The following is a 21,496-nucleotide window of genomic DNA, read 5'->3' on the forward strand; positions in this document are numbered from 1 at the left end:
CTGTTGACCTGGATCAGCCACTGCCAAGAACGGTCAACGCCTCCTCGGCGATGATCTGCTCCTCATCGGTGGCGATGACATGGGCGGCGATGCGGCTTTCCCTGGTGCTGATCGTGAAATCATTTGCGGCATTGGTGTTTTCGTCGATGGCAAGGCCAAGCCAGGACAGCCGCTTGGCCACGCCTGCGCGGATCTCCGGCTGATGCTCGCCGATGCCGGCGGTGAAGACGATGGCGTCAAGGCCGTTTAGCGTCGCCGCCATGCGGCTGATTTCGCCTGCAATGCGCAGCGTGAAGAGGTCGATCGCCTGGCGTGCCTCCAGGCGTCCATCTTTCAGCAGGTCGCGCGTATCGGCGCTGATGCCGGAGACGCCGAGCAGGCCGCAGCGATGATAGAGCAGGTCCTCGATCTCCGCGAAGGATTGTTTCCTCTGACCGGCCAGATGCAGGATGACGCCGGGATCGAGCCAGCCCGGGCGCGTCGCCATGGGGATGCCGTCGAGCGTCGAAAAGCCCATGCTGCAATCGCGACTGACGCCGTCATCCAGCGCACAGAGGCTGGCGCCGCTGCCGAGATGGGCGACGACCACCTTTGCCGCGTGCGGCGCTTTGCGGCGAAGCTCTCCGGCGATGAATCTATAGGAGAGGCCGTGGAAGCCGTAGCGCTTGATGCCCTCGTCATGCAGCGCCCGGGGAATGGCGAAGCGGCGAACGAGATCGTCCTGCGTGGCGTGAAAAGCCGTGTCGAAGGAGGCCGTCTGGGCAAGACGCGGTTTCAGATGCCGGAGGGCGCGGATGAAACGCAGCGCCTGCGGCTGGTGCAGGGGCGCAAGCGGGGTCAGCGCATCGACGGCATCGATTGCGGCGGCGTCGAGGGCGATCGGCCTGGTGAAGCGGTCTCCGCCATGGACGACACGGTGGCCGGCAGCACGCGTCGCGGTCATGTCGAAGTGATCGGCGAGACGCGCAAAAGTCTCATCGATGACGCCGTGCAGGTCTTCCGTCACCTCGGCCTTCAACGGCATCTCGACTATCTGCTGTCCTTTTGTCAGGCCGAGCGATAGCGGTTCGGCGCGGAAATCGATGACGCCCTTGCCGATATGCCGCGTCTCGGCGCCGTCTATCGCGAAGATGCCGATCTTGATCGTGGAGGAGCCGGCGTTGAAGGTCAGCAGGAGGTCGGTCGATGACATGTCCTCTCAGACTCCGTGTGGAGGTGACGATGGCCGAACTTAGTGCCGGGGCCTTGGACGGAAAGGTATCTCATCGCCATTCCCTCATTTTTGTCGCTGCCCGGCCTATCCTCTTGTGCCGCCGGAATCGTGCTGCGGCATCCTGCATGAACGTGCCGGGATGGAGGCATGTGACAGTGAATATTGGCCGATGTCAGTGGCTTACGAGGCGGGCCGGGAAGGCGTCATGAGAGCTTCACGCTGCGGAATTATTAACAAAAGGCAAATTGCAAAACGGAACAAGGAACTATGCCATGGCCGATATTGCGCCCAGCCAGGTTCATAGCGACGCTTCCCACCCGCTCCACAGTTCGAATTCGGCCGGCAAGTGGTTCTTGCCGCTGTTCGCGCTCGTTCTGGTTTGCGGCCTTGGTTATGTCGCCTATGCACTCGGCCGCGACCTGACAACCGCAGTCGCCGTTCCCTGGATTCTCCTAGGCCTTGCGCTGCTCATCGCGCTCGGCTTCGAGTTCGTCAACGGTTTCCATGATACGGCCAATGCCGTCGCAACCGTGATCTACACCCGTTCCATGCCGGCGGAATTCGCCGTCATCTGGTCCGGCTTCTTCAACTTCCTCGGCGTGCTGACCTCGAGCGGCGCCGTCGCCTTCGGCATTCTGGCGCTGCTGCCGGTGGAATTGATCCTGCAGGTCGGTTCCGGCTCCGGCCTTGCCGTGGTCTTCGCGCTGCTGATCGGCGCGATTTTCTGGAACCTCGGCACCTGGTATCTCGGCCTGCCGTCGTCGAGTTCGCACACGCTTGTGGGATCGATCATCGGCGTCGGCCTTGCCAACCAGTTCCTGGCGCCGGCAGGCACCGCGACCAGCGGCGTCGACTGGTCGCAGGCGACCAATATCGGCCTGTCGCTTTTGATCTCGCCGCTGGTCGGCTTCGGCCTGTCCGCTGTTCTCCTGCTGGTCATGAAGCTTCTGGTGCGCAACAAGGCGCTCTATGCGGAGCCGAAGGGCAACCAGCCGCCGCCGCTCTGGATCCGCGCCATCCTGATCTTCACCTGCACCGGCGTCAGCTTCGCCCACGGCTCCAACGACGGCCAGAAGGGCATGGGCCTCATCATGCTCATCCTGATCGGCCTGGTGCCGACGGCTTTCGCGCTGAACCGCACGCCCGACGTCAACTATCTCGAAGCCTACAAGTCGGCATCGGCCCAGATGGAAGCCGCGCTCGGCAAATATGTGAAGCCTGGGGTGACCGTTGCGGACTACAAGGCCGAGGTCAGCAACGCCGTCAAGAACAAGATCTGGACGGATGCGACGACGCCGGCCCTGCAGCAATATATCCACCAGACCAGTGCCGAAGTCGCCGCCTTCCCAACGCTCGAAGCGGTGCCGACCAATCTGGTCGGCAACGTCCGCAACGACATCTACTTGATCGGCGAGGCGTTGAAGCTGATCGACAAGCAGAAGTTGCTGCCGATGGATGCCGGCGACCTCAGCGCAGTGACGAACTATCACAAGGCGGTGGACAACGCGACGAAGTTTATCCCGCTCTGGGTGAAAGTGGCGGTCGCGATTGCGCTTGGCCTCGGCACGATGGTGGGCTGGAAGCGCATCGTCGTCACCGTCGGCGAAAAGATCGGCAAGACGCATCTGACCTATGGTCAGGGTGCGGCAGCCGAAGTCGTGGCGATGGTCACCATCGCTTCGGCCGATCATCTCGGCCTGCCGGTCTCGACGACGCATGTGCTGTCATCGGGCGTTGCCGGCACTATGGCGGCGAACGGGTCCGGCCTGCAATGGTCGACTGTGCGCAACATGCTGATGGCCTGGGTGCTGACGCTGCCGGCCTCGATCGCAATCGCCTTCGTGCTCTTCGTGATCATGCGTCAGATTTTTTAGGCATCCCGTCAGGCCGTGGAGGCCAGGCTGGCATTACGATCGCCGATGAAGATGCCCGCTTCGGCGGCGGGCATCGCCTTGCCGAAAAGGTAACCCTGGCCGATATCGCAGCCGAGCTGCAGCAGGAAGGCGAGCTGGCCATGCTCCTCGATGCCTTCGGCCGTCGTCTTGATGTTGAGGCTCCTGCCGAGACCGAGCATGGCGCGAACGATCTTTTCCTGGCGCTCGTCGTCGCGATAGGTGGCGATAAAACTTTTGTCGATCTTGATCTTGTCGAAACGATAGCGGGAGAGCTGGGCGAGGCTCGAATAGCCCGTGCCGAAATCGTCGAGTGCGATCTGGATGCCGGCGGCGTGCAGTTCGTCGAGAATGAGGGCGGCGGCGGCGGGATCCTGGATCAGCGCGTTTTCGGTGATCTCCACTTCCAGGCGCTGCGGCGGCAGCCGGCTTGCCGAAAGCACCTTGAGAATGCGCGACGTCAGCAATCTGTCTTCCATCTGCACCGGCGAGACGTTGAAGGACAACGTCACATGCTCCGGCCAGGTGAGGGCGTCGCTGCAGGCCTGGGCGAGAAGATCTTCGAACAATGCCGTGATCATGCCGGTTTCCTCGGCGATATCGATGAAGACCGGCGGCGGGATGTTGATGCCATCGTCGCCGATCCAGCGCGCCAGCGCCTCGAAGCCGCAGAGCTGACCGGTCTTCAGGTCGATCAGCGGCTGATAGAAGGGCTTGATTGCCTTGTTGGAGATTGCGGCGCGCAACCTGGTTTCCAACGCGGCGCGTTCCGTTACCTTGTCCTGCATCGAAGGTTCGAAGACCAAATAATGGTTGGGCCCGCGTGATTTCGCCTCGTACATGGCGAGATCGGCACGGTGGGCGGCATCTTCCAGCGGTTCGGCTTCCTCGGCCCAGCGGTCATAGCCGACGCTGGCGCCGACTTCGACGGCAAAGCCATCGATATGGATGGGCCGGGTGACGGCCTGGATCAGCAGCTTGGCAAAACGCTCCTCACGCTGTGCCGTCAGAGCGAAGGCGACGATGATGAATTCGTCGCCGCCGAAGCGATAGACGCAGTCGGCATTGCCGAGCGCGCAGATGCGTCTGGCAACCTCGATCAACAGGATGTCGCCGCCCTTGTGGCCGACAAGATCGTTGACCTTCTTGAAGCCGTCGAGGTCGACGGAGAAGATGGTGACGTTGCGGTCCCACTCCTCGATCTCGGCCTCGTCGTCCTTGATCGGCCGTGAGAGGATCTTGCGCTCGAAGGCGTAGCGGTTGGGCAGCTTGGTGAGATGATCGTGGGTCGCGGTCCAATCGGCTTTTGCCTGGGCGGCCGCGCCCAGTTCCATTTCCTTACGCAGGTCGGCGATGCGCAGCACCGAATAGATGAAGCTCATGGCGCCGGCGATGCCGAGCGCCAGAACGAGCTTGTCGGCGCCATACTCGCCGAAACCGGTCATGAAGGCGACCAGGCTGTCGTCGAGCTGTAGCAACGTGCCGAGAAGCCAGAGGGTCACTCCAGACACCAAGATCGACACGCATTGCCGTCCGGCCCTGCTTTGGAAAAACACCGGCATTATGCCATCTCCATCTCCACCTTCGCGGAAATATCACGAAAGTCTGAAATGTTTGTTGAAACCAGAAGCCGAATTATCAGAGGCGGCAGCCTGTTGCTGTGCCGCAGAGAGACCCGACAGGCTTGTGGGGAATCAGGGCGTCGTTATCAGCGCGATCCCCTTCATGGTTCGGAAGACTGGCTCATGCGGGAAAGAACGAAGGCGAGCGTGCTAATGCATCGCTCGCCCTTTCCAGTGCTTCAGGCGGTGACGATCAGCAGCGGAACGCTGACAATGAGACCGACCAGAACCGTGACTGTGGCGACACGCATGAAACGCAGGCGTCGTGTGCGCTCGCCACTCCAATCATATGTCATTCTTCCATCTCCTTTGGACAAGGAAGTAGTCCCCGCAAAGCCGGGTTCAACAGAGATGACGCGATTTGCTTGCGCAAAGCTGGATAAGATCAGCAGTCTCTAATGCTGGAAGCGCAGAGACCAGCGCTGTCCGTTGCTGGTCATGCGGATAACGGAAAGCGGCTCGACGTCGCTCAGCCAGAAGGAGGAGAGTGGCGCCTGAAGCACATGCACGATCGCTGCCCGGATAACGGCCGCATGGCTGATTGCAATGATGTGGCCGTCGAGGGCGGTCTGTCCATCCATCCAGCCGGCGATGCGTGTGCGCAGATCAAGAAGGCTCTCGCCGCCATGCGGAGCCGCTCCCGGATCGCTCATCCACCCCATGAGGTTTTCCGGCTCTTCGGTCCCGATCGCCGCGATCGACCTGCCGGCCCAGCGGCCATGGTCGCAGTCGCAAAGCGCCTGATCTATCCGGGCTTCGAGGCGCAGCGCATCAGCAGTCTGACGGGCGCGCAAGGCGGGGCTCGTGACAATACGATCGGCGCGGGGCGGGGCGATCATCCTGCCGGCCTTCTTCACTGCCTTGTCCTCCAGCGGTTCGTCGAGCGGGAACAGGGCCTTGCGGGTTGCTGCCGTCGCGCCGTGGCAGATCCAGGTGAGGCGCGTGTTCACAGTCGTTCTTGTCTCCCGAATGCGGCGACAGCGTCCTTCGCCGGCTTGTGAAGTTTCGTTGACAGTCTCTTCGGCGTGCAGATATAACCGTGCTGTTGCGGGTTTGGAAGCCGGTGTAAGTCCGGCGCGGTCGCGCCACTGTGACCAGCGTGAGCTCTTCGCGCTGGAAGTCAGACCCTACTGCACAAGCACTCTTTCGACTGAACGCGTCATTCCCGGAGGAATACATGTCTGACACCACTTTCGCGCCCGTTGCTGTACCGGCGCCGATCCCTGTAGGCGAGATCCTGCCCTGGGCGATCTTCGGCGGCCTGCTGATGCTCATCGTCCTCTATTTCGTCGGCACCGAGGAAGGCGCGATGGCGCTGTTCAACGGCATGTATGTGCACGAATTCGTGCATGACGGCCGCCATCTCCTCGGCTTTCCCTGCCACTAAGGGAGTTCCTGACATGGTTGGAAACCTTCTGCTTCGCGGCATGCTCGCGGGCCTGATGGCTGGCATCCTCGTTTTCGCTTTCGCCTATACTTTCGGCGAGCCGCTGGTCGATGCGGCGATCGCCTTCGAGGAGGCAAGCGCTCAGGCCGCCGGCGAGGCTGCCGAACTCGAAATCGTCAGCCGGGCCACACAGGCCGGTCTTGGCCTTTTCACCGGCGTCATGGCCTATAGCGTCGCCGTCGGCGGGCTCTTCGCGCTCGCCTTCGCTTTCGTGCAAGGCCGGTTTAGCAGCCTTTCGCCGCGCGGCACCTCGGCCGTCATCGCCATTGCCGCCTTCGTGGCGGTTGTCCTCGTTCCCAGTATCAAGTATCCGGCCAACCCGCCGGCGGTCGGCAATCCCGACACGATCGGTGCCAGGACCGAGCTGTTCTTCCTGATGGTCGTCGTCTCGCTTGCGGCGCTGGTTGCCGCAGTGGCGCTGTCGCGCCGCCTTTCCGAGGGTTTCGGTCTCTGGAACGGCGCGATCGTCGCCGGCATCGTCTATCTCGTCTTCATCGGCGTCGTGCTCTATCTGCTGCCTCCGATCAACGAGGTGCCGGAGAACTTCTCGGCGATGGTGCTCTGGCGGTTCCGCACGACCTCGCTTGGCATGCATGTGATCCTCTGGGCAGCCTTGGGGCTGGCCTTCGGAGCGCTTGCCGAAAGGCGGCTTGCGGTTAAGGGCGGGCAACGAGGTCGGCCGGCAACGGCATTCCACTGAAAGCATCGAAGGGCGCCGCTTTGCCGGCGCCCTGAACTTTTAGAGCAGGCCTGACTTTTTCGAGCGAGTATGAAAAGCAGCAGAACCACACCACTCCTGTCGGCGGCATTTGCAGCGGCTGCCGTTTTTTGTGTGGCTGCCGGAAGCGCTTTTGCTCATAGCCGCAGCGATGGCGGTAGCCATGCGGGCCTGGATATCCCGGAAATTTCCCATGGCGAGATGGTTGTCATGTCTGACTATCGCAGTGGGATTATCGACCTTGCATTCCGTGCAGTCGATACGAACGAGCCGTTCCGCCGCATGCTGAACTATGCCGAAATCCAGTATTCCTACTGTCTGTGGGGGCGGATGCCGGACAGCGTGACGGATGAGGAGAGCCCGTTCAACGAATGCGCCCATGCCTATCTGGCGGCGACAAAGGCCGTCTTGCTTTCGATGCGCGAGATGCCGCGGGAGAGGGCTGCTGCAGGCGAAATCATTTCCGCTGTCGATGCTGATATGGTGCGGCGCGGTCTTGCGCTTATCACCTGCCGGTTCAGCGGCGAGGCCTTCAACACAGCCGATATCGTCAAGCCGCGCTGGAGCGGAATCCCATTCCATGCCGCCAGCATGGCGTCTCTGACGGGGCTTGCCTCTTTGTTCGGCCTCGGTGTGTTTGCGCTTCGCCGCTTCTCGCAGCCGAAGGCTCAATCGTCGGAATAGCGCTGCTCGCGCCACGGATCGCCATACATGTGGTAGCCGTTCTTTTCCCAGAAGCCTGCCTGGTCGGCTGATATCAGCTCGATGCGGCGCAGCCATTTGGCGCTTTTCCAGAAATAGCGGTGTGGCACGACGAGCCGCATCGGGCCGCCGTGCTCCGGCGTCAGCGGCAGGCCTTCCCAGGCGGTGGCGAGGATCGCATCCTCGGCGGCGAAATCGGAAAGCGGGAGGTTGGTGGTATAGCCGTCATAACTCGTCAGCATGACGTAAGCTGCTTCCGGCTTGGGCATGACGAGGTCGAGCAGATCGCGCGTCGAAACGCCCTTCCATTTGTTGTCGTAGCGCGACCATGTCGTGACGCAGTGGATATCGCTGACTTTGGTGCTCTGCTCGATCGCCTGGAAGGCAGCCCAGGTGAGGGTGAGCGTCGTTTCGACGAGGCCGCGCACGTCGAGCCGCCATGTATGGGTCGAGATGACAGGCTGCTGGCCGAGATCGAGCACCGGCCAGTTCTTGACGAGGTGCTGGCCCGGCGGCAGGCGCTCGGCTTCGGGACGGCTGATACGGCCGGTCAGGAACTTGCCCTCTGCCGCCCAGCGGCGCTTGGATGTAGTGAGTTTGTTATCGGCGGGCGTCTGGTCGTCGCTCATGGGCGGGGGCCTCCTTGCGGTGCAGCAATAGGACATCCACCCCTGCCGGGTGTCAAGTTTCGACGGCCCCTTGGAAATCCCTACCCACCCCACTAAACTCGGTCCGTCGGGTATGCCTCGCTGGGGAGTGGAGGCAGAAAGGGGAGGAGCCGGTTCTGTCTTCGAAATATCGTGCGATAGCGGCGTTGCTGGTGGCGCCGCTGATCATCTTCTCCTTCTTCACCTATGGGAGCGCGATTGCGACGCGCGCCTATATGGAGGAAGCCTCGGGGCAGGCAGGAACGGCGCTGCGCCTTGCCGTTTCGGCACTCAGCGGCCATCTCAACCGCTACGAGGCGCTGCCGGCGCTGATCGCCGATCACCACGACATCAAGGAACTGGTGAGCGCGCCTGAGGATGTGGCGCTGCGCGATGCGGCCAATCTCTATCTCAAGGAGATCAACGGGCTGCTGAAATCCTCCGATATCTATGTGGTCAAGCCAGACGGAGAGACGATCGCGGCCAGCAATTACGATGGGCCTGCAAGCTTCGTCGGACAGAACTTTAGCTACCGGCCCTATTTCCAGGATGCAATCGAAGGCCGGCAGGCACGGTTTTACGCGCTCGGCACCACCTCGCTGAAGCGCGGCTATTATTTTGCCGCGCCGATCCGGACCGGTGCGGATATTCGCGGAGTCATCGTCTTCAAGGTCGATATCGACACGATCGAATCCTCCTGGGGCGGCGGCGAATACAAGATCTTCGTCTCCGATCCCGAGGGCATCATCTTCATGTCCGGCAGCCCGGAATGGCTTTACGGCGCCATCCTGCCGCTGACGGCCGATCGTATCGCCCGCACCGAGTCCTCGCGGCGTTATGCCAATGCCAGGCTGGCGGCGTTGCCGGTGACGCGTCACCACTTCGAGCAGCATGAGCTGATGACGCTGGCCAGCGAGCGCGGTTCGAGCGAATATCTGGTGCTCTCGCATTACATGCCGGCCGAGGACTGGACGGTGAACGTGCTGATGGATACGAGTTCCATCCGCGCCCAGGCGCGCACGGCGCTTGCTGCCGTGTTTCTCATCCTCTGCATTGCCGGGCTTACGGTGGCCGTCCTTCGCCAGCGGCGGGCGGGGCTTGCCGAGCGCATGCAGATGCAGGCCGAGGCCCGCAACGAGCTGGAGCGGCGCGTCGATGAGCGCACGGCCGATCTTGCCCGCGTCAACAGCCGTATCGAAGAAGAGATCGCCGAGCGGCGGCTGACCGAGCAGCAGCTGCGCCAAACGCAGGCCGACCTGATCCAGGCCGGAAAACTCGCCGGTCTCGGACAGATGTCGGCTGCTCTTTCGCACGAGTTCAACCAGCCGCTCGCCGCGGCCAAGACCTATACGGACAGTACCTCGGTGCTCATCGATCGCGGACGGACGGAGGAGGCGCGCGACAATATCCGGCGTATCGGCGGGCTGATCGACCGGATGGCGTCGATCAGCCGGCACCTGCGCAACTTCGCCCGCAAGCCGAACGAGAAGCTCGGTCCCGTTTCCCTCGACGAGGCGATGCGCGACACGCTCGAGATCATCGCCTGGCGGCTGAAGGCGGCAGATGCCGAACTGCTGCTCGATCTCGGGCCGCGTCCGCCGGTGGTGCGCGCCGGTTCGGTGCGTCTGCAGCAGGTGCTGGTGAACGTGATCTCGAATGCGGCCGATGCCGTGGAAGAGCTTAGTGACCGGCGCATCGAGGTTTCGGCCTTTGAGGAGGCCGGCAAGGTGGTGCTGACGGTGCGGGACCATGGGCCGGGCGTGCCAGCCGCAATCGCCGAGCGCATCTTCGACCCGTTCTTCACGACGAAGGGCGTCGGCAAGGGTCTGGGCCTCGGGCTTTCGATCTCCTATAACATCATCAAGGATTTCGGCGGCAGCCTCACTGCTGCCAATCATTCCGAAGGAGGCGCGGTATTCCGCATCGAGCTGCAATCGGCGGCAGGACTGATGCCGGAGGCAGCGGAATGAACGACGCGAAGATCTTGCTGGTCGACGACGAGGAGGAACTGCGCCGCTCGACGGCGCAGGCGCTGGAGCTCTCCGGCTTCAGCGTCGAGACCTATTCGAACGGCGACCACGTGCTGGAGCTGATCGGCTACAGCTTTCCCGGCGTCGTCGTCAGCGATATCCGCATGCCCGGCATCGACGGCATGACGCTGATGCAGAAGATCCGCGAGCTCGACCCGGAGGTGCCGGTCATTCTCGTCACCGGCCACGGCGACGTTCAGCTTGCGGTGAAGGCGATGCGCGAGGGCGCCTATGATTTCATCGAGAAGCCGTTCACGCCGGAGATGCTTGCCGGCGTCATCCGCCGGGCGATGGAGCGGCGCGGCCTCGTGCTCGAAAACCGGCTGCTGAAGGCGGTCGCCGGCAAGCGCGACGATCTCGAGGCGCGGCTGCCGGGGCGCACGCAGGTGATGGTGGATTTGCGCTATCGCATCCGGGCGATCGGGGCGAGCGATGCCGATACGCTTATCGTCGGGGAAACGGGGGCAGGCAAGGAGGTGGTGGCGCGGGCGCTCCACGACATCAGCGCCCGCGCGAGCAGGCCGTTCATCGCGATCAATTGTGCCGCACTGCCGGCAAACCTGATCGAGAGCGAACTTTTCGGCCATGAGGTAGGTGCCTTTCCGGGCGCGGTGAGGCCGCGTTATGGAAAATTCGAACATGGGCGCGGCGGCACGATCCTTCTCGACGAGATCGGCTCCATGCCCTTCGATCTGCAGGCCAAGTTTCTGCGGGTGCTGCAGGAGCGGGTGATCTCCAGGCTCGGATCGAACGAGGTGGTGGCGCTCGACGTGCGCTTCATCGCGACAAGCAAAGTCGATCTGGAGGCGGAGGTGGCGGCGGGGCGCTTCCGCGCCGACCTCTTCTATCGGCTGAACGTCGCGACACTGCATGTTCCGTCGCTGTCGCAGCGGCGGGCGGATGTTCCGTTGCTTTTCCTGCAACTGATGCGAGAAGCGGCGGCCCGCTACGGCCGCGATGAGATGGCCGTGCCGCCGGAGGTGATTTCCGACATCGCTCAGCGCGACTGGCCCGGCAATGTGCGTGAATTGAGGAATGCCGCTGACCGTCTGGTCCTCGGTCTCGACAATGGCGGGCGCCAAGCCGAGGAGGCGACCGGGCTCGCGGAGCGCGTCGCTGAATTCGAACGCGGGGTCATTGCCAGCGCGCTGGTGGCACATGGCGGCAGCCTCAGGCCGGTCTATGAGTCGCTCGGCATTTCCCGGAAGACACTCTACGAAAAGATGCAGAAATACGGTCTCGACAAGCGGATGCTGATCACCGAAGGTTAGCGCCTTTTTTATAGCACATGCGTTCCAAACTACATTTTGCGACTTGACATGCAATCATTTGGTTGCCTATAAGGAATGCAATAGGCAACCAAATGGTTCCGTATTAAAACATGGATGATGATGCAGTTTTCCGGGCTCTGGCGGATGCGAGCCGGCGGCAGTTGCTAGATCGGCTGTATGCAAGAAACGGCCAGACTCTGGCTGAGCTCTGCGAGGGGCTTACGATGACTCGCCAAGCCGTGGCCAAACATATTGGGATCCTGGAGGAGGCGAGCCTCGTTTCGTCGCAGCGCCAGGGCCGGGAGAAACGGCACTTCATCAATCCCGTGCCGATCAACGAAATCGCGCAACGATGGATCAACAAATTCGAGCGGCAGCAGTTGAATGCGCTCGCCGATCTGAAGCAGACCCTCGAAGGCAAGGGCGGCAACTAGATGCGCGGCCTGGCCATCGAGAGTATCCAGAGCATGATGCCGAAAATTGTAAGCGGTTTTCGGACGACATCATGCTCGAGCCATTTAATTGAGAACAGGATTCAGATTTTAGGCCGGGTCGGCCTAAAATCATTCTGTTCTGGTCCTGGTCAAAAGGGAGTATCATCATGGCTGGCAGTACATACAACTATGTCACCTTTATCCGCACGACGCCGGAGCGGCTCTGGGCTGCACTGACGACGGCCGAGTTCATGAAGAAATTCTGGCTCGGCGCTCATTTTGAGACCGAGTGGCGAGCGGGCGCTGCCTGGAAGCTTCTGTTCGAGGACGGATCGGTCGCCGATACCGGCGAGATCCTGGAATGCGATCCGCCGAAACGGCTCGTGCTGAAATGGCGGAACGAGTTCATGCCGGAGCTGAAGGCCGAGGGCTATTCGCAATGCGTGATGGAGATCGAGGCGGTCAACGACACGGCCACCAAGCTGACGGTGACCCATTCCATTGCAGTCGAGAATTCCAAGCTTATCAACGCCGTTTCCGGCGGCTGGCCACGCATTCTCTCCAACCTCAAGTCGCTCATCGAGACCGGCGAAGTGGTGCTGCCTCCCAAAAAATAAGGCAGACGTCATAGTGCGATGGGTGGATTTCCACCCATCGCACTGGCCGTTTGTTTCCGAATCGACCCATGCTGCATCGCACTGTCGCAAAATCGTCTTTCGAAATCGGCTACAATGATTGCGGGTCGGTTTTTCCCGGCGGCAAATAGGTCATCCCCGGCGCGGAGGATGCGTCGGCGGGCTCGCTTATTTCATCAAGGGAGGAAACGATGAAAATTCTGAAGGCCATGCTCGGCTTGACCGCGGCTGCCGCGGTCTCTCTTCTCGCCGGCGCCGCTTCGGCGCAGACCTATCCCGAGCGCACCATCACCATGGTCGTGCCCTTTGCGGCCGGCGGCCCCACCGATACCGTCGCGCGCCTGGTCGCCGAATCCATGTCGAAGGATCTCGGCCAGCAGATCGTCGTCGAAAATGTCGGCGGCGCCGGCGGCACGCTGGGCGCTGGCCGCGTGGCGAGTGCCGATCCCGACGGTTACACCATCCTGCTGCATCATATCGGCATGGCGACCAGCGCCACACTCTATCGCAAGCTTGCCTACGACACGCTCGGCGCCTTCGACTATGTCGGCCTCGTCACCGAGGTGCCGATGACGATCGTCGCGCGCAAGGACATGGAGCCGGCCGACCTCAAGGGGCTGATCGATTATATCAAGGTCAACAAGGACAAGGTGACGGTCGCCAATGCCGGCATCGGTGCGGCTTCGCATCTCTGCGGCATGATGTTCATGAGCGCCATCCAGACTCCGCTGACGACCGTTCCCTACAAGGGCACCGGCCCTGCCATGACCGATCTGCTCGGCGGTCAGGTCGACGTGATGTGCGACCAGACGACCAACACGACGAAGCAGATTCAGGGCGGCACGATCAAGGCCTATGCCGTGACCTCGCCCAAGCGGCTCGACGTGATGAAGGACATTCCGACGGCCGTCGAAGCCGGCCTGCCGGGTTTTGAAGTCGGCATCTGGCACGGCATCTATACACCGAAGGGCACGCCGGCTGAGATCAACGAACGTCTGTCGAAGTCGCTGCAGGTCGCGCTGAAGGATCCGAATGTCGGCGCCCGCTTCGCCGAGCTCGGCACGGCGCCATCCTCCGATGCTGACGCGACGCCGGCAGCGCTGAAGGCCAAGCTCGAAAGCGAGATCGCCCGGTGGAAGCCGATCATCGAGGCCGCCGGCGAGTATGCCGACTGAGAGTATACCCACATCCTGGGCGTGTCGGCCAAGCCCCTCACCCTAACCCTCTCCCCGCGTGCGGGGAGAGGGGACCTGCCTAACACAACGGTGGGAAAGGGCGAGAGGTCTGCGGCGTATCCCCTTCTCCCCGCGTGCGGGGAGAAGGTGCCGGCAGGCGGATGAGGGGCTACTTTCTTTGTGACCGCGTCACATCAACCATCTCCAACCCCAGGAGACACCATGAAGTCCATCAGTTTCGATACCACCAATGCGATCTGCGGCGCGCTTTTCGTCGCGACCGGTGCCTTCTTCGCCATCCAGTCGCTGGGGCTCGACCTCGGCACGGCGGTGCGCATGGGGCCTGGCTATTTTCCGTTGGTGCTTGCCGGTGTGCTCGTGCTTCTCGGCGCGATCATCTTCATTCAGGCACTCCGCGTCGAGGGCGAGCCTATCGACCCGTTTGCCTGGCGCGGCATGCTCTTCATCCTGCCGGCACCTGTCTTTTTCGGGCTGACGGTGCGGGGTCTCGGATTTGCACCGTCACTGTTCCTCACCGCCTTCATCGCCTGCTTCGCATCGCAAAAGATGAACGTGTTCTTCGCGATCATCCTCTCGCTGCTGCTGACGATCTTTTCGGCGGCGGTCTTCAGCTACGGGCTCGGCTTGCCGTTCGAGCGCTTCGGCCCCTGGGTCCGGTTCTAGGAGGCGATGATGGATCTTTTCAGCAATCTCGCGCTCGGCTTTGCAACAGCCGGCACTCCGGAAAACCTGTTCTTCTGCCTGATCGGCGTGCTGCTCGGCACGCTGATTGGCGTGCTGCCCGGCATCGGCGCTACGGCGACGATCGCCATGCTCCTGCCGATCACCTTCCAGCTCGAACCAGTCTCCTCGCTGATCATGCTCGCCGGCATCTATTACGGCGCACAGTATGGCGGCTCGACGACGGCGATTCTCATCAACATGCCGGGCGAATCCTCCTCGGCCGTCACCGCGATCGACGGTTACCAGATGGCCCGCAAGGGCAGGGCGGGGGCAGCACTTGCGATCGCGGCCCTCGGCTCGTTCTTCGCTGGCACCGTGTCAACCTTCCTCGTCGCGATCTTCGCGCCGCCGCTCACCGCAATCGCGCTGCAATTCGGTTCGGCGGAATATTTCTCGCTGATGATCGTCGGTCTCGTTTCCTCGATCGCTCTCGCGCACGGTTCTGTCGTCAAGGCGCTGGCGATGGTCGCGCTCGGGCTGCTACTCGGTCTCGTCGGCACCGACATCTATACCGGCACGCCGCGTTTCACGCTCGGCATCCGCGAATATGCCGACGGTCTGAACTTCGTGGCGCTTGCCGTCGGCGTCTTCGGGGTTGCCGAAATCCTTCGCAACCTCGAGGGCGAGTCGACACGCACGGTGCTGATGGCGAAGGTCACCGGCCTCTTGCCGTCCCGCCAGGAATTCAAGGAGATGATCGCACCCATTATTCGCGGCACGGCGATCGGTTCGGCGCTCGGCATCCTGCCGGGCGGTGGCGCCATCCTTGCCTCATTCGCCTCCTATACGGTGGAAAAGCGGATGTCGAAGACGCCGGGGGAATTCGGCAAGGGTGCGGTTGCCGGCGTTGCAGGACCGGAATCCGCCAACAATGCCGGCGCGCAGACCTCGTTCATTCCGCTCTTGACGCTTGGCATTCCGGCCAATCCTGTCATGGCGCTGATGATCGGTGCGATGATCATCCAGGGCATCGTGCCGGGGCCGAATGTCGCTACCGAACAGCCGGCGCTGTTCTGGGGCATCATCGCCTCGATGTGGATCGGCAACCTGATGCTGGTCATCCTCAACCTGCCGCTAATCGGGCTCTGGGTGAAACTCTTGACCGTTCCCTACTACGTGCTCTTCCCCGTCATTATGGCTTTCTGCTCGATCGGGGTCTACAGCGTCAACGCCAATGTCTATGACCTCTATGCCGTCGCCTTCTTCGGGCTCATCGGCTATGTGTTGGCGAAGCTTCGCTGCGAGCCGGCGCCGCTCCTGCTCGGCTTCGTGCTCGGGCCGCTGCTCGAGGAGAACCTGCGTCGCGCCATGATCCTGTCGCGCGGCGATCCCACGACCTTCGTCACGCGACCGATCAGCGCCATTCTCCTGGCGATTGCGGCCGCCGTCCTCATCGTCGTCTTCCTGCCGAGCGTCAAGAAGAAGCGCGAGGAGGTGTTCGTCGAAGAGACCTAGAGCATGATGCCGAAAAGTGTGCCGGTTTTCGGACGACATCATGCTCTAACTCTTTAATTGAGAACAGGATTCAGATTTTAGCCCCAGCCAAAAATCATCCTGTTCTGGGGGTTGAACTTGTGGGCCGTTTGATGAACAACGGATGATCTGACGCGGGCGCCGGTTGGGCGCCCATTTCGCTTGACAGGATATCCAGGCCCATGAGCATTGCCCGATGAGCATCCCCGCCCGGATCAAGGACGATCTGCCTTTTCTCACCTCCCTGCGCCGCGATCTGCACGCCCATCCCGAACTCGGTTTCGAGGAGGAACGCACCGGCAGCATCGTCGCGAAGCTTCTCGAAGAGGCTGGTGTCACAGTGCATCGCGGGCTCGGTGGAACTGGCGTGGTCGGTACGCTGCAAATCGGTAACGGCACGCACAGGATCGGGCTCCGCGCCGACATGGATGCGCTTGCCATACCTGAGATGGCGGAGCGGCCTTATAAATCGACGGCGCCTGGCAAGATGCATGCCTGCGGCCACGACGGCCATACCGCAATGCTCATCGGCGCTGCCCGGCATCTTGCGGCGACGCGGAATTTTTCCGGCACGGTGCATTTCATCTTCCAGCCGGCCGAAGAAGGGCGAGGCGGGGCAAGGCGCATGGTGGAGGAGGGGCTGTTCACGCTTTTTCCCTGCGATGCCATCTATGGGCTGCACAACATGCCGGGGCTTGCGGTCGATGAGATCGCCGTGGTCGAGGGACCGCAGCTTGCCTCCTCCGACAGTTGGCGGATTACTTTCCGCGGGACCGGCACGCATGGCGCCAAGCCGCATCTCGGCCGCGATCCGATCACGGCCGCCGGCACCTTGCTGTCATCGCTGCAGACGATTGTCGGACGGGTGATCGATCCGCTGCAACCGGCGGTCGTCAGCGCCTGTTTCCTGCAGGCTGGTGACCCGAAGGCGCTGAACGTCATTCCTGATATCGTCGAGATTGGCGGAACGGCGCGGGCCTATTCGCCTGAGGTGCGCGATCAGCTCGAGACCGAGATCGGACGCTTGGCGCATGGCACGGCGGCCATGTACGGCATCGCGTTGGACTATGCGTTCGAACGGCGAATTCCACCTGTCGTCAACGATGCGGATGCGACGGCACGGGCGCTTGGTGCGGCTGGTGCGGTCTTTAATGAGAAGGTGCGGACAAGCTTTCCGCCATCGACGGCGGGAGACGATTTCGCCTTCTTCGCGCAGAATGCGCCGGGCTGCTATGTCTGGCTCGGCAATGGTCCGGCGGTGGACGGGGCGCTGCACCACAATACGGCTTATGATTTCAACGATGGAGCGCTTGGCTATGGAGCGGCTTTTTGGGTGGCGTTGGTAGAGCGGGAGTTGCAAGGGTAAGCTCCGGCGTTTGCCGCCCCCTCACTCGCCCTACGGGCACCTTCTCCCCGAGCGGAGAAGGTGGAATCGAGACGTTGCGGCGAGTCTCTTCTCCCCATCGGAGAGAGGGTGGCGGCAGCCGGATGAGGGGCCACACGGCGCACCCATCGTCACGTTGTCTGTGCATCCCGGCTTACAGAACCTCCAGCACCGGGCTCTCCATCACTGTCCCCGTTACCACATCGGCAATGCCGCGATCGGTCTGATGCGGGCCGGTATTGCAAGCGAGCGTTGCGCCGAAGCAGGCCTTGAAGACCCGATAGGGTGGTTTCCAGTCGACGATCTTTTCCATTGCACTGCGGATGCTGACGAAGGCCAAGGCGGTGTCCTTCAGCGATGCATCCGTCACCAGACCGGAGAGCGGTAGCGGCAGCATCGCTTCGATCCGGCCGTCCCTGGCGACCGCCATACCGCCACCAGCTGATATGACGGCGTTGGCGGCGAGCGCCATGTCACCCGCATTGCCACCGAAGACGGTGAGGTTGTGGCTGTCATGCGAAACGGTGGTACAGAAGGCGCCGCGCCATTCACCCCAGCCGGTGAGGAAGCCGATGCGCGGAATCCCGTCGGTCTTGCCGTGGCGATGGACGACTGAAATCATGGCGCTGCCGGCCGGCGGCACGACGAAACCGTCCCTGACCTCGGTTTCGGCCTCGCTCCATTGCGTGAAGCGCGGACGGTCGATGGTGGCGACGCGGACGCGTTCGCCTCTCGACGGAATTCGGAAGTCATTCTCGGCCTGCGGTGGCAGCTTCACGGAATTGACGAGCGGCGCCGTATCGATCTGCTGGACGGCAACCTGCATTCTGCCGGCGCGGGCGACGATGCGGCCGCCTGATATCACGAGCTGCGCCTGGAATTCAGAGAGGTCGGCAAAGAGCACGATATCGCCGCGGCGGCCGGTGGCGATAAGGCCGAGATCGGAGCGCTTTAGACGTTGTGCGGCGTTAAAGGTGGCTGCACGGATGGCCCATTCCGGCTTCATGCCGTAGCGCACCAGGCGCCTGATGACGTCGTCGAGGCCGCCGCCTTCCTGGAGCTCATCGGGAAAGACGTCGTCGGTGCAGAGCGTGACGGTCGGGGGAAGGTGGCCGAGACCGTTCAGCACCTCGACGAACTCCTGCAGCAGATGGTCGTGAGAGCCGCGCAGCTCGATCGTCAGGCCAGCGGAAAGCTTGGCAAGGAGATCGGCGCCGGAGGTAAGTTCGTGGTCGGAGGTGATGCCCGATGCCATGAAGGCGTTGAGATCGGCGCCTTCGAGGCCGCGGGCATGGCCGCAGACGAGCTTGCCGGCGGCAAGGCCGGCATTGACGATGGCGGTCATGCGCGGATCGCCGTCGATGACGCCGCGCATGTTCATCACTTCGGCGACGCCACCGACGGCTGGAGAGCGCAGCATCTCGGCGACGACGGCAGCATCGAAATCGGCGCCGGCAAGTTCCAGGCCTGGCGCGGAAGGCACGCAGGAGGGCGCGAGCAGGATCACGCGCAGTGGCAGGCCGCGCGCCGCCTCGATCGCCCAGCGCACGCCGTCGAGCCCATGGACGTTGCCGAATTCATGCGGATCCCAGACGATCGTAGTCACGCCGCGCGGCAAGACGGCGCTCGCATATTCGCCCGGCGTCACCATCGAACTTTCGACATGCATGTGCGTGTCGATCAGGCCGGGAGTCAGGATGCCGCCCGACGCATCGATCGTCTCGACGGCATCCGTTCGGCTTGCCGGGGGATGGACGCTGGCGATGAGGGTGCCGACGAGGCCGATATCGGCTTGCCGGATCAGGCCCGTCACCGCATCGAGCAGCCGGCCGCCGGTGATCAGCATGTCGAAGGGTGCATCGCCGCGCGCCGCAGTGACGGCGCGGGCGCGCAGGACGGGATCATTTAGATCGGCGGGTTCCTGACGAGGGGTGGCGTTCATTTACGGGCCTCGTTGACCAAAGCGGCGAGAATGATGACACGCGCCATGTCGGCATCGATGTCGGCGGCGAACTGGGCATTGAAGGTCGCATGCGTGGCGCGGGTCTCGACGACGGTGCGGCCACGGGTGAGGGCACCCTGTAGCTCGACGTCGATGCGGGCGGGACGGAAGCTTAAGATATCTGGAGCGACGAAGGCGACGGCGGCAGAGGGGTCGTAGATTGCCATGGCCGGGCGGCCGCGGCTGGTGCCGATGCGGATATAACCCGAGAACATATCGGCGATCAGCTCGGCATTGGCGCCGCCGGCTTGGCGTATCGCTTCGGCGTCTTCGGGCCCTGCCAGCACCTTGCGGCAAAGGTCGAGATCGACCATGCGTAGCGGCAGGCCATGGGCGACGACGATCGAGAGGGCCTCGGGATCGGCGAGCGCGTTGAATTCGGCGGAGGCGGTGTGGTTGCCGCTGGTGACGCCGCCGCCCATCCAGACGAGTTCGGTGATGCTGCCGGCAAGATCGGGCCGGGCAAGCGCCACGGCGGCGATGTTGGTGAGGGGCCCGAGCGCCAGGATACGGTGCTGGCCCTGGCGCTCCAGCCAACGGCAGAGTGCTGCGAAGGCATCGCTGTCGGCAAGGGCCGCCGCCTTCGGCAGGCTCTTGCCTGATGTCGGGATGCCGGTTTCGCCGAGGATCGCCTGCGCGGTTTCGAGCTTGCCGAGCACGGGCATCGCGCGGCCGGTGTGGATGGGGAACTTCCAGCCGAAGGCACTGGCGGCGCCGGCGGCGTTCACCCTTACCTGCGGTAGCGGCGTATTGCCGAAGACCAGCGATACGCCGTCGATCTCGAATTCCGACTGCACCACCACCAGAATGGCGGCGATGTCGTCGAAGCCCATATCCGTGTCGATCCAGACGCCCATGATTTCACCCAAAATGTTTGAGGTTTGCAGCACCTGCAACCGGCAGATCGAAGGGGAGCGCGCTGCCGAGCTCGTGCGGCGGCAGGCCTGCATCGATCTCGGCTTTGATCGGGCCGAGCGCGGTATCGAGGAGGAGTGCTGCCGAGGCAATGAAAGCTTTTTTCATCTCACATATTCTCCATCTCTGAAGTCTTTTGTGCCAGGTTCGCGGGACCGGATGATTGGCGGACGATCAGCTGCATGGCGACGCGTTCGATCTCCGCGGTAACTAGCATGCCCTCCCGGATGGTGCTTGCTTTTATGGTATCCACCAGCGCCGATACGGCAATTTCGGCAATCCTATCCATGTCCATCCGGACCGTCGTCAGCGACGGCGTGACAACAGGCGACCAGATGAGGTCGTCGAAACCGGTGACGCTGACATCTGCGGGAATGTTGATGCCAGCCTGCTGCAACTCCGTCAGCGTCCGCAGCGCCTGCAGGTCAGAGAGAGCGGCAAAGGCGGTGAAACCCTGCCTGACTTTCTCGGCGAGGCCGAGCGAGCAGCCACTGCCGTTCTCCTGCTCCAGCCAGTCGATCCACAGGGTTTCCGAATGCATGCTCGGGCGCATGCCGGAGCGGATGCCGCCGGCGCGGTCATTCTGGACGTTGGATTCCTGATTGTTGCCGATGATGAGGATACGGCGATGGCCGAGGCCCGCGAGATGAACGGCGATTTCGTGGCCGCCCTGCCAATGGTCGGCGGCAACGGTGTTGCCAGGCGTCGAGGGAGTGTCGATGACGGCGACCGGACAGGCGGCGGCCGAAATGCGGGGAGCGCGGCGGGGAATGATGACCATGCCGTCGACGCCGCGCTCGACCAGCCGGTTGATCGCCTCGGTCTGGGCGGCGACATCGCCGCGGGAATCGGCGATCAGCACGCCGTAGCCGGCGGCGGAGGCCGCGAATTCGATCGCCTGCGCGATCTTCGGGAACAGCGGATTGGCGATATCGGGCAGCACCAGGCCGAGAACGCCGCTGCGGCCGGTCCGCAGCGCCCGGCCAGCCTGGCTCGGGACGTAACCGAGTTCGGCCGCATGCTCGCGAATTCTTTCGACCAATTGGCCGGAGACCCGGCCTTTGCCGGAAAGCGCATTGGAGACCGTGGCGACGGAGACGCCGAGCGACGTTGCTATCCTGCTGAGGTTCGGTCCCGGGCGCGGTGCTGCCATGATCGACGATCACTCTGATTAATCGTTTAATCAAAGTGA

Annotated in this window: 19 protein-coding genes, 1 pseudogene and 1 riboswitch; of the genes and pseudogenes, 12 read left to right on the plus strand and 8 right to left on the minus strand. The window is 62.7% G+C overall.

Features of this window, described 5'->3' with window-relative positions:
• Nucleotides 1-13: 13 nt before the first annotated feature.
• Complete coding sequence (locus HFO99_RS15110) at nucleotides 14-1,192, minus strand: acetate/propionate family kinase (protein ID WP_222334321.1); 1,179 nt, start codon at nucleotides 1,190-1,192, stop codon at nucleotides 14-16.
• 293 nt (nucleotides 1,193-1,485) lie between these two features.
• Between HFO99_RS15110 and HFO99_RS15115 the strand changes: the two genes are divergently transcribed.
• Complete coding sequence (locus tag HFO99_RS15115) at nucleotides 1,486-3,087, plus strand: inorganic phosphate transporter (RefSeq protein WP_222362061.1); 1,602 nt, start codon at nucleotides 1,486-1,488, stop codon at nucleotides 3,085-3,087.
• Between the two features lie 8 nt (nucleotides 3,088-3,095).
• Here HFO99_RS15115 and HFO99_RS15120 read toward each other — a convergent pair whose 3' ends face one another.
• Together HFO99_RS15120 and HFO99_RS15125 are read right to left on the minus strand one after the other, a co-directional pair.
• A complete protein-coding gene (locus HFO99_RS15120; protein ID WP_222362063.1) occupies nucleotides 3,096-4,667 on the minus strand; it encodes a putative bifunctional diguanylate cyclase/phosphodiesterase in 1,572 nt (523 codons plus the stop codon).
• A 455-nt stretch (nucleotides 4,668-5,122) separates the two neighbouring features.
• Nucleotides 5,123-5,677: a histidine phosphatase family protein gene (locus HFO99_RS15125; protein ID WP_222362065.1), complete on the minus strand. Its 555-nt coding sequence runs from the start codon at nucleotides 5,675-5,677 to the stop codon at nucleotides 5,123-5,125.
• Between the two features lie 76 nt (nucleotides 5,678-5,753).
• Nucleotides 5,754-5,891: riboswitch (adenosylcobalamin (AdoCbl) riboswitch) on the plus strand.
• Nucleotides 5,892-5,904: 13 nt separating this feature from the next.
• Between HFO99_RS15125 and HFO99_RS15130 the strand changes: the two genes are divergently transcribed.
• From HFO99_RS15130 to HFO99_RS15140, 3 genes are all read left to right on the plus strand, one after another.
• Nucleotides 5,905-6,114, plus strand: a complete 210-nt coding sequence (locus HFO99_RS15130; RefSeq protein ID WP_003542661.1) for a CbtB domain-containing protein — start codon at nucleotides 5,905-5,907, stop codon at nucleotides 6,112-6,114.
• A 13-nt stretch (nucleotides 6,115-6,127) separates the two neighbouring features.
• A complete protein-coding gene (locus HFO99_RS15135; protein WP_222362067.1) occupies nucleotides 6,128-6,874 on the plus strand; it encodes a CbtA family protein in 747 nt (248 codons plus the stop codon).
• 69 nt (nucleotides 6,875-6,943) lie between these two features.
• Complete coding sequence (locus HFO99_RS15140; protein WP_222362068.1) at nucleotides 6,944-7,576, plus strand: hypothetical protein; 633 nt, start codon at nucleotides 6,944-6,946, stop codon at nucleotides 7,574-7,576.
• On the opposite strand, the gene HFO99_RS15145 is transcribed toward HFO99_RS15140, so the two are convergent.
• Nucleotides 7,561-8,223, minus strand: a complete 663-nt coding sequence (locus tag HFO99_RS15145; RefSeq protein ID WP_222334330.1) for a sulfite oxidase-like oxidoreductase — start codon at nucleotides 8,221-8,223, stop codon at nucleotides 7,561-7,563. The two genes, HFO99_RS15140 and HFO99_RS15145, sit on opposite strands and share 16 nt — an antisense overlap.
• 191 nt (nucleotides 8,224-8,414) lie before the next feature.
• Here HFO99_RS15145 and HFO99_RS15150 point away from each other — a divergent pair, with 191 nt between their 5' ends.
• The 8 genes from HFO99_RS15150 (at nucleotide 8,415) to HFO99_RS15185 (ending at nucleotide 17,369) form a co-directional block, all read left to right on the plus strand.
• Entirely contained in the window at nucleotides 8,415-10,211 is a 1,797-nt protein-coding gene (locus tag HFO99_RS15150; protein WP_315860482.1) for a sensor histidine kinase, read from the plus strand.
• Nucleotides 10,208-11,542: a sigma-54-dependent transcriptional regulator gene (locus HFO99_RS15155; RefSeq protein ID WP_222306892.1), complete on the plus strand. Its 1,335-nt coding sequence runs from the start codon at nucleotides 10,208-10,210 to the stop codon at nucleotides 11,540-11,542. The genes HFO99_RS15150 and HFO99_RS15155 overlap by 4 nt, the downstream gene beginning before the upstream one ends.
• A 110-nt stretch (nucleotides 11,543-11,652) precedes the next feature.
• A complete protein-coding gene (locus HFO99_RS15160; protein WP_222362070.1) occupies nucleotides 11,653-11,976 on the plus strand; it encodes an ArsR/SmtB family transcription factor in 324 nt (107 codons plus the stop codon).
• A gap of 167 nt (nucleotides 11,977-12,143) precedes the next feature.
• A complete protein-coding gene (locus HFO99_RS15165) occupies nucleotides 12,144-12,593 on the plus strand; it encodes an SRPBCC family protein (RefSeq protein WP_222362071.1) in 450 nt (149 codons plus the stop codon).
• Between the two features lie 209 nt (nucleotides 12,594-12,802).
• On the plus strand, nucleotides 12,803-13,786 hold the full coding sequence (locus HFO99_RS15170; RefSeq protein ID WP_222334334.1) for a tripartite tricarboxylate transporter substrate-binding protein: 984 nt from the start codon (nucleotides 12,803-12,805) through the stop codon (nucleotides 13,784-13,786).
• Between the two features lie 222 nt (nucleotides 13,787-14,008).
• A complete protein-coding gene (locus HFO99_RS15175) occupies nucleotides 14,009-14,470 on the plus strand; it encodes a tripartite tricarboxylate transporter TctB family protein (RefSeq protein ID WP_222362072.1) in 462 nt (153 codons plus the stop codon).
• 9 nt (nucleotides 14,471-14,479) lie between these two features.
• Complete coding sequence (locus HFO99_RS15180; protein ID WP_222250392.1) at nucleotides 14,480-15,985, plus strand: tripartite tricarboxylate transporter permease; 1,506 nt, start codon at nucleotides 14,480-14,482, stop codon at nucleotides 15,983-15,985.
• 214 nt (nucleotides 15,986-16,199) lie between these two features.
• Entirely contained in the window at nucleotides 16,200-17,369 is a 1,170-nt protein-coding gene (locus tag HFO99_RS15185) for a M20 aminoacylase family protein (protein WP_222362073.1), read from the plus strand.
• 172 nt (nucleotides 17,370-17,541) lie between these two features.
• Here the strand turns inward: HFO99_RS15185 and HFO99_RS15190 are convergent, their stop codons facing one another.
• From HFO99_RS15190 to HFO99_RS15205, 4 genes and pseudogenes are all read right to left on the minus strand, one after another.
• Nucleotides 17,542-19,329, minus strand: coding sequence for an adenine deaminase (locus HFO99_RS15190; protein ID WP_222362074.1), 1,788 nt, complete (start codon nucleotides 19,327-19,329; stop codon nucleotides 17,542-17,544).
• On the minus strand, nucleotides 19,326-20,246 hold the full coding sequence (locus tag HFO99_RS15195; protein ID WP_222362075.1) for a nucleoside hydrolase: 921 nt from the start codon (nucleotides 20,244-20,246) through the stop codon (nucleotides 19,326-19,328). Before HFO99_RS15195 ends, HFO99_RS15190 begins: the two co-directional genes overlap by 4 nt.
• Before the next feature lie 4 nt (nucleotides 20,247-20,250).
• Nucleotides 20,251-20,379: pseudogene (locus tag HFO99_RS15200) on the minus strand (ABC transporter ATP-binding protein); the annotation flags it as partial.
• A 34-nt stretch (nucleotides 20,380-20,413) separates the two neighbouring features.
• Entirely contained in the window at nucleotides 20,414-21,457 is a 1,044-nt protein-coding gene (locus HFO99_RS15205) for a LacI family DNA-binding transcriptional regulator (RefSeq protein WP_222362076.1), read from the minus strand.
• Nucleotides 21,458-21,496 lie beyond the last annotated feature (39 nt).

The sequence above is a fragment of the Rhizobium leguminosarum genome (assembly GCF_019798305.1).
GTDB lineage: Bacteria > Pseudomonadota > Alphaproteobacteria > Rhizobiales > Rhizobiaceae > Rhizobium > Rhizobium leguminosarum_U.

Bases quoted from the DNA above. Each gene is read 5' to 3' on its own strand.
- HFO99_RS15160 (WP_222362070.1), top strand. From the start codon at position 11,653: ATGGATGATGATGCAGTTTTCCGGGCTCTGGCGGATGCGAGCCGGCGG.
- HFO99_RS15115 (WP_222362061.1), top strand. From the start codon at position 1,486: ATGGCCGATATTGCGCCCAGCCAGGTTCATAGCGACGCTTCCCACCCG.
- HFO99_RS15190 (WP_222362074.1), bottom strand. From the start codon at position 19,329: ATGAACGCCACCCCTCGTCAGGAACCCGCCGATCTAAATGATCCCGTC.
- HFO99_RS15165 (WP_222362071.1), top strand. From the start codon at position 12,144: ATGGCTGGCAGTACATACAACTATGTCACCTTTATCCGCACGACGCCG.
- HFO99_RS15155 (WP_222306892.1), top strand. From the start codon at position 10,208: ATGAACGACGCGAAGATCTTGCTGGTCGACGACGAGGAGGAACTGCGC.
- HFO99_RS15170 (WP_222334334.1), top strand. From the start codon at position 12,803: ATGAAAATTCTGAAGGCCATGCTCGGCTTGACCGCGGCTGCCGCGGTC.
- HFO99_RS15130 (WP_003542661.1), top strand. From the start codon at position 5,905: ATGTCTGACACCACTTTCGCGCCCGTTGCTGTACCGGCGCCGATCCCT.
- HFO99_RS15185 (WP_222362073.1), top strand. From the start codon at position 16,200: ATGAGCATCCCCGCCCGGATCAAGGACGATCTGCCTTTTCTCACCTCC.
- HFO99_RS15195 (WP_222362075.1), bottom strand. From the start codon at position 20,246: ATGGGCGTCTGGATCGACACGGATATGGGCTTCGACGACATCGCCGCC.
- HFO99_RS15175 (WP_222362072.1), top strand. From the start codon at position 14,009: ATGAAGTCCATCAGTTTCGATACCACCAATGCGATCTGCGGCGCGCTT.
- HFO99_RS15120 (WP_222362063.1), bottom strand. From the start codon at position 4,667: ATGCCGGTGTTTTTCCAAAGCAGGGCCGGACGGCAATGCGTGTCGATC.
- HFO99_RS15110 (WP_222334321.1), bottom strand. From the start codon at position 1,192: ATGTCATCGACCGACCTCCTGCTGACCTTCAACGCCGGCTCCTCCACG.
- HFO99_RS15180 (WP_222250392.1), top strand. From the start codon at position 14,480: ATGGATCTTTTCAGCAATCTCGCGCTCGGCTTTGCAACAGCCGGCACT.
- HFO99_RS15205 (WP_222362076.1), bottom strand. From the start codon at position 21,457: ATGGCAGCACCGCGCCCGGGACCGAACCTCAGCAGGATAGCAACGTCG.
- HFO99_RS15140 (WP_222362068.1), top strand. From the start codon at position 6,944: ATGAAAAGCAGCAGAACCACACCACTCCTGTCGGCGGCATTTGCAGCG.
- HFO99_RS15145 (WP_222334330.1), bottom strand. From the start codon at position 8,223: ATGAGCGACGACCAGACGCCCGCCGATAACAAACTCACTACATCCAAG.
- HFO99_RS15135 (WP_222362067.1), top strand. From the start codon at position 6,128: ATGGTTGGAAACCTTCTGCTTCGCGGCATGCTCGCGGGCCTGATGGCT.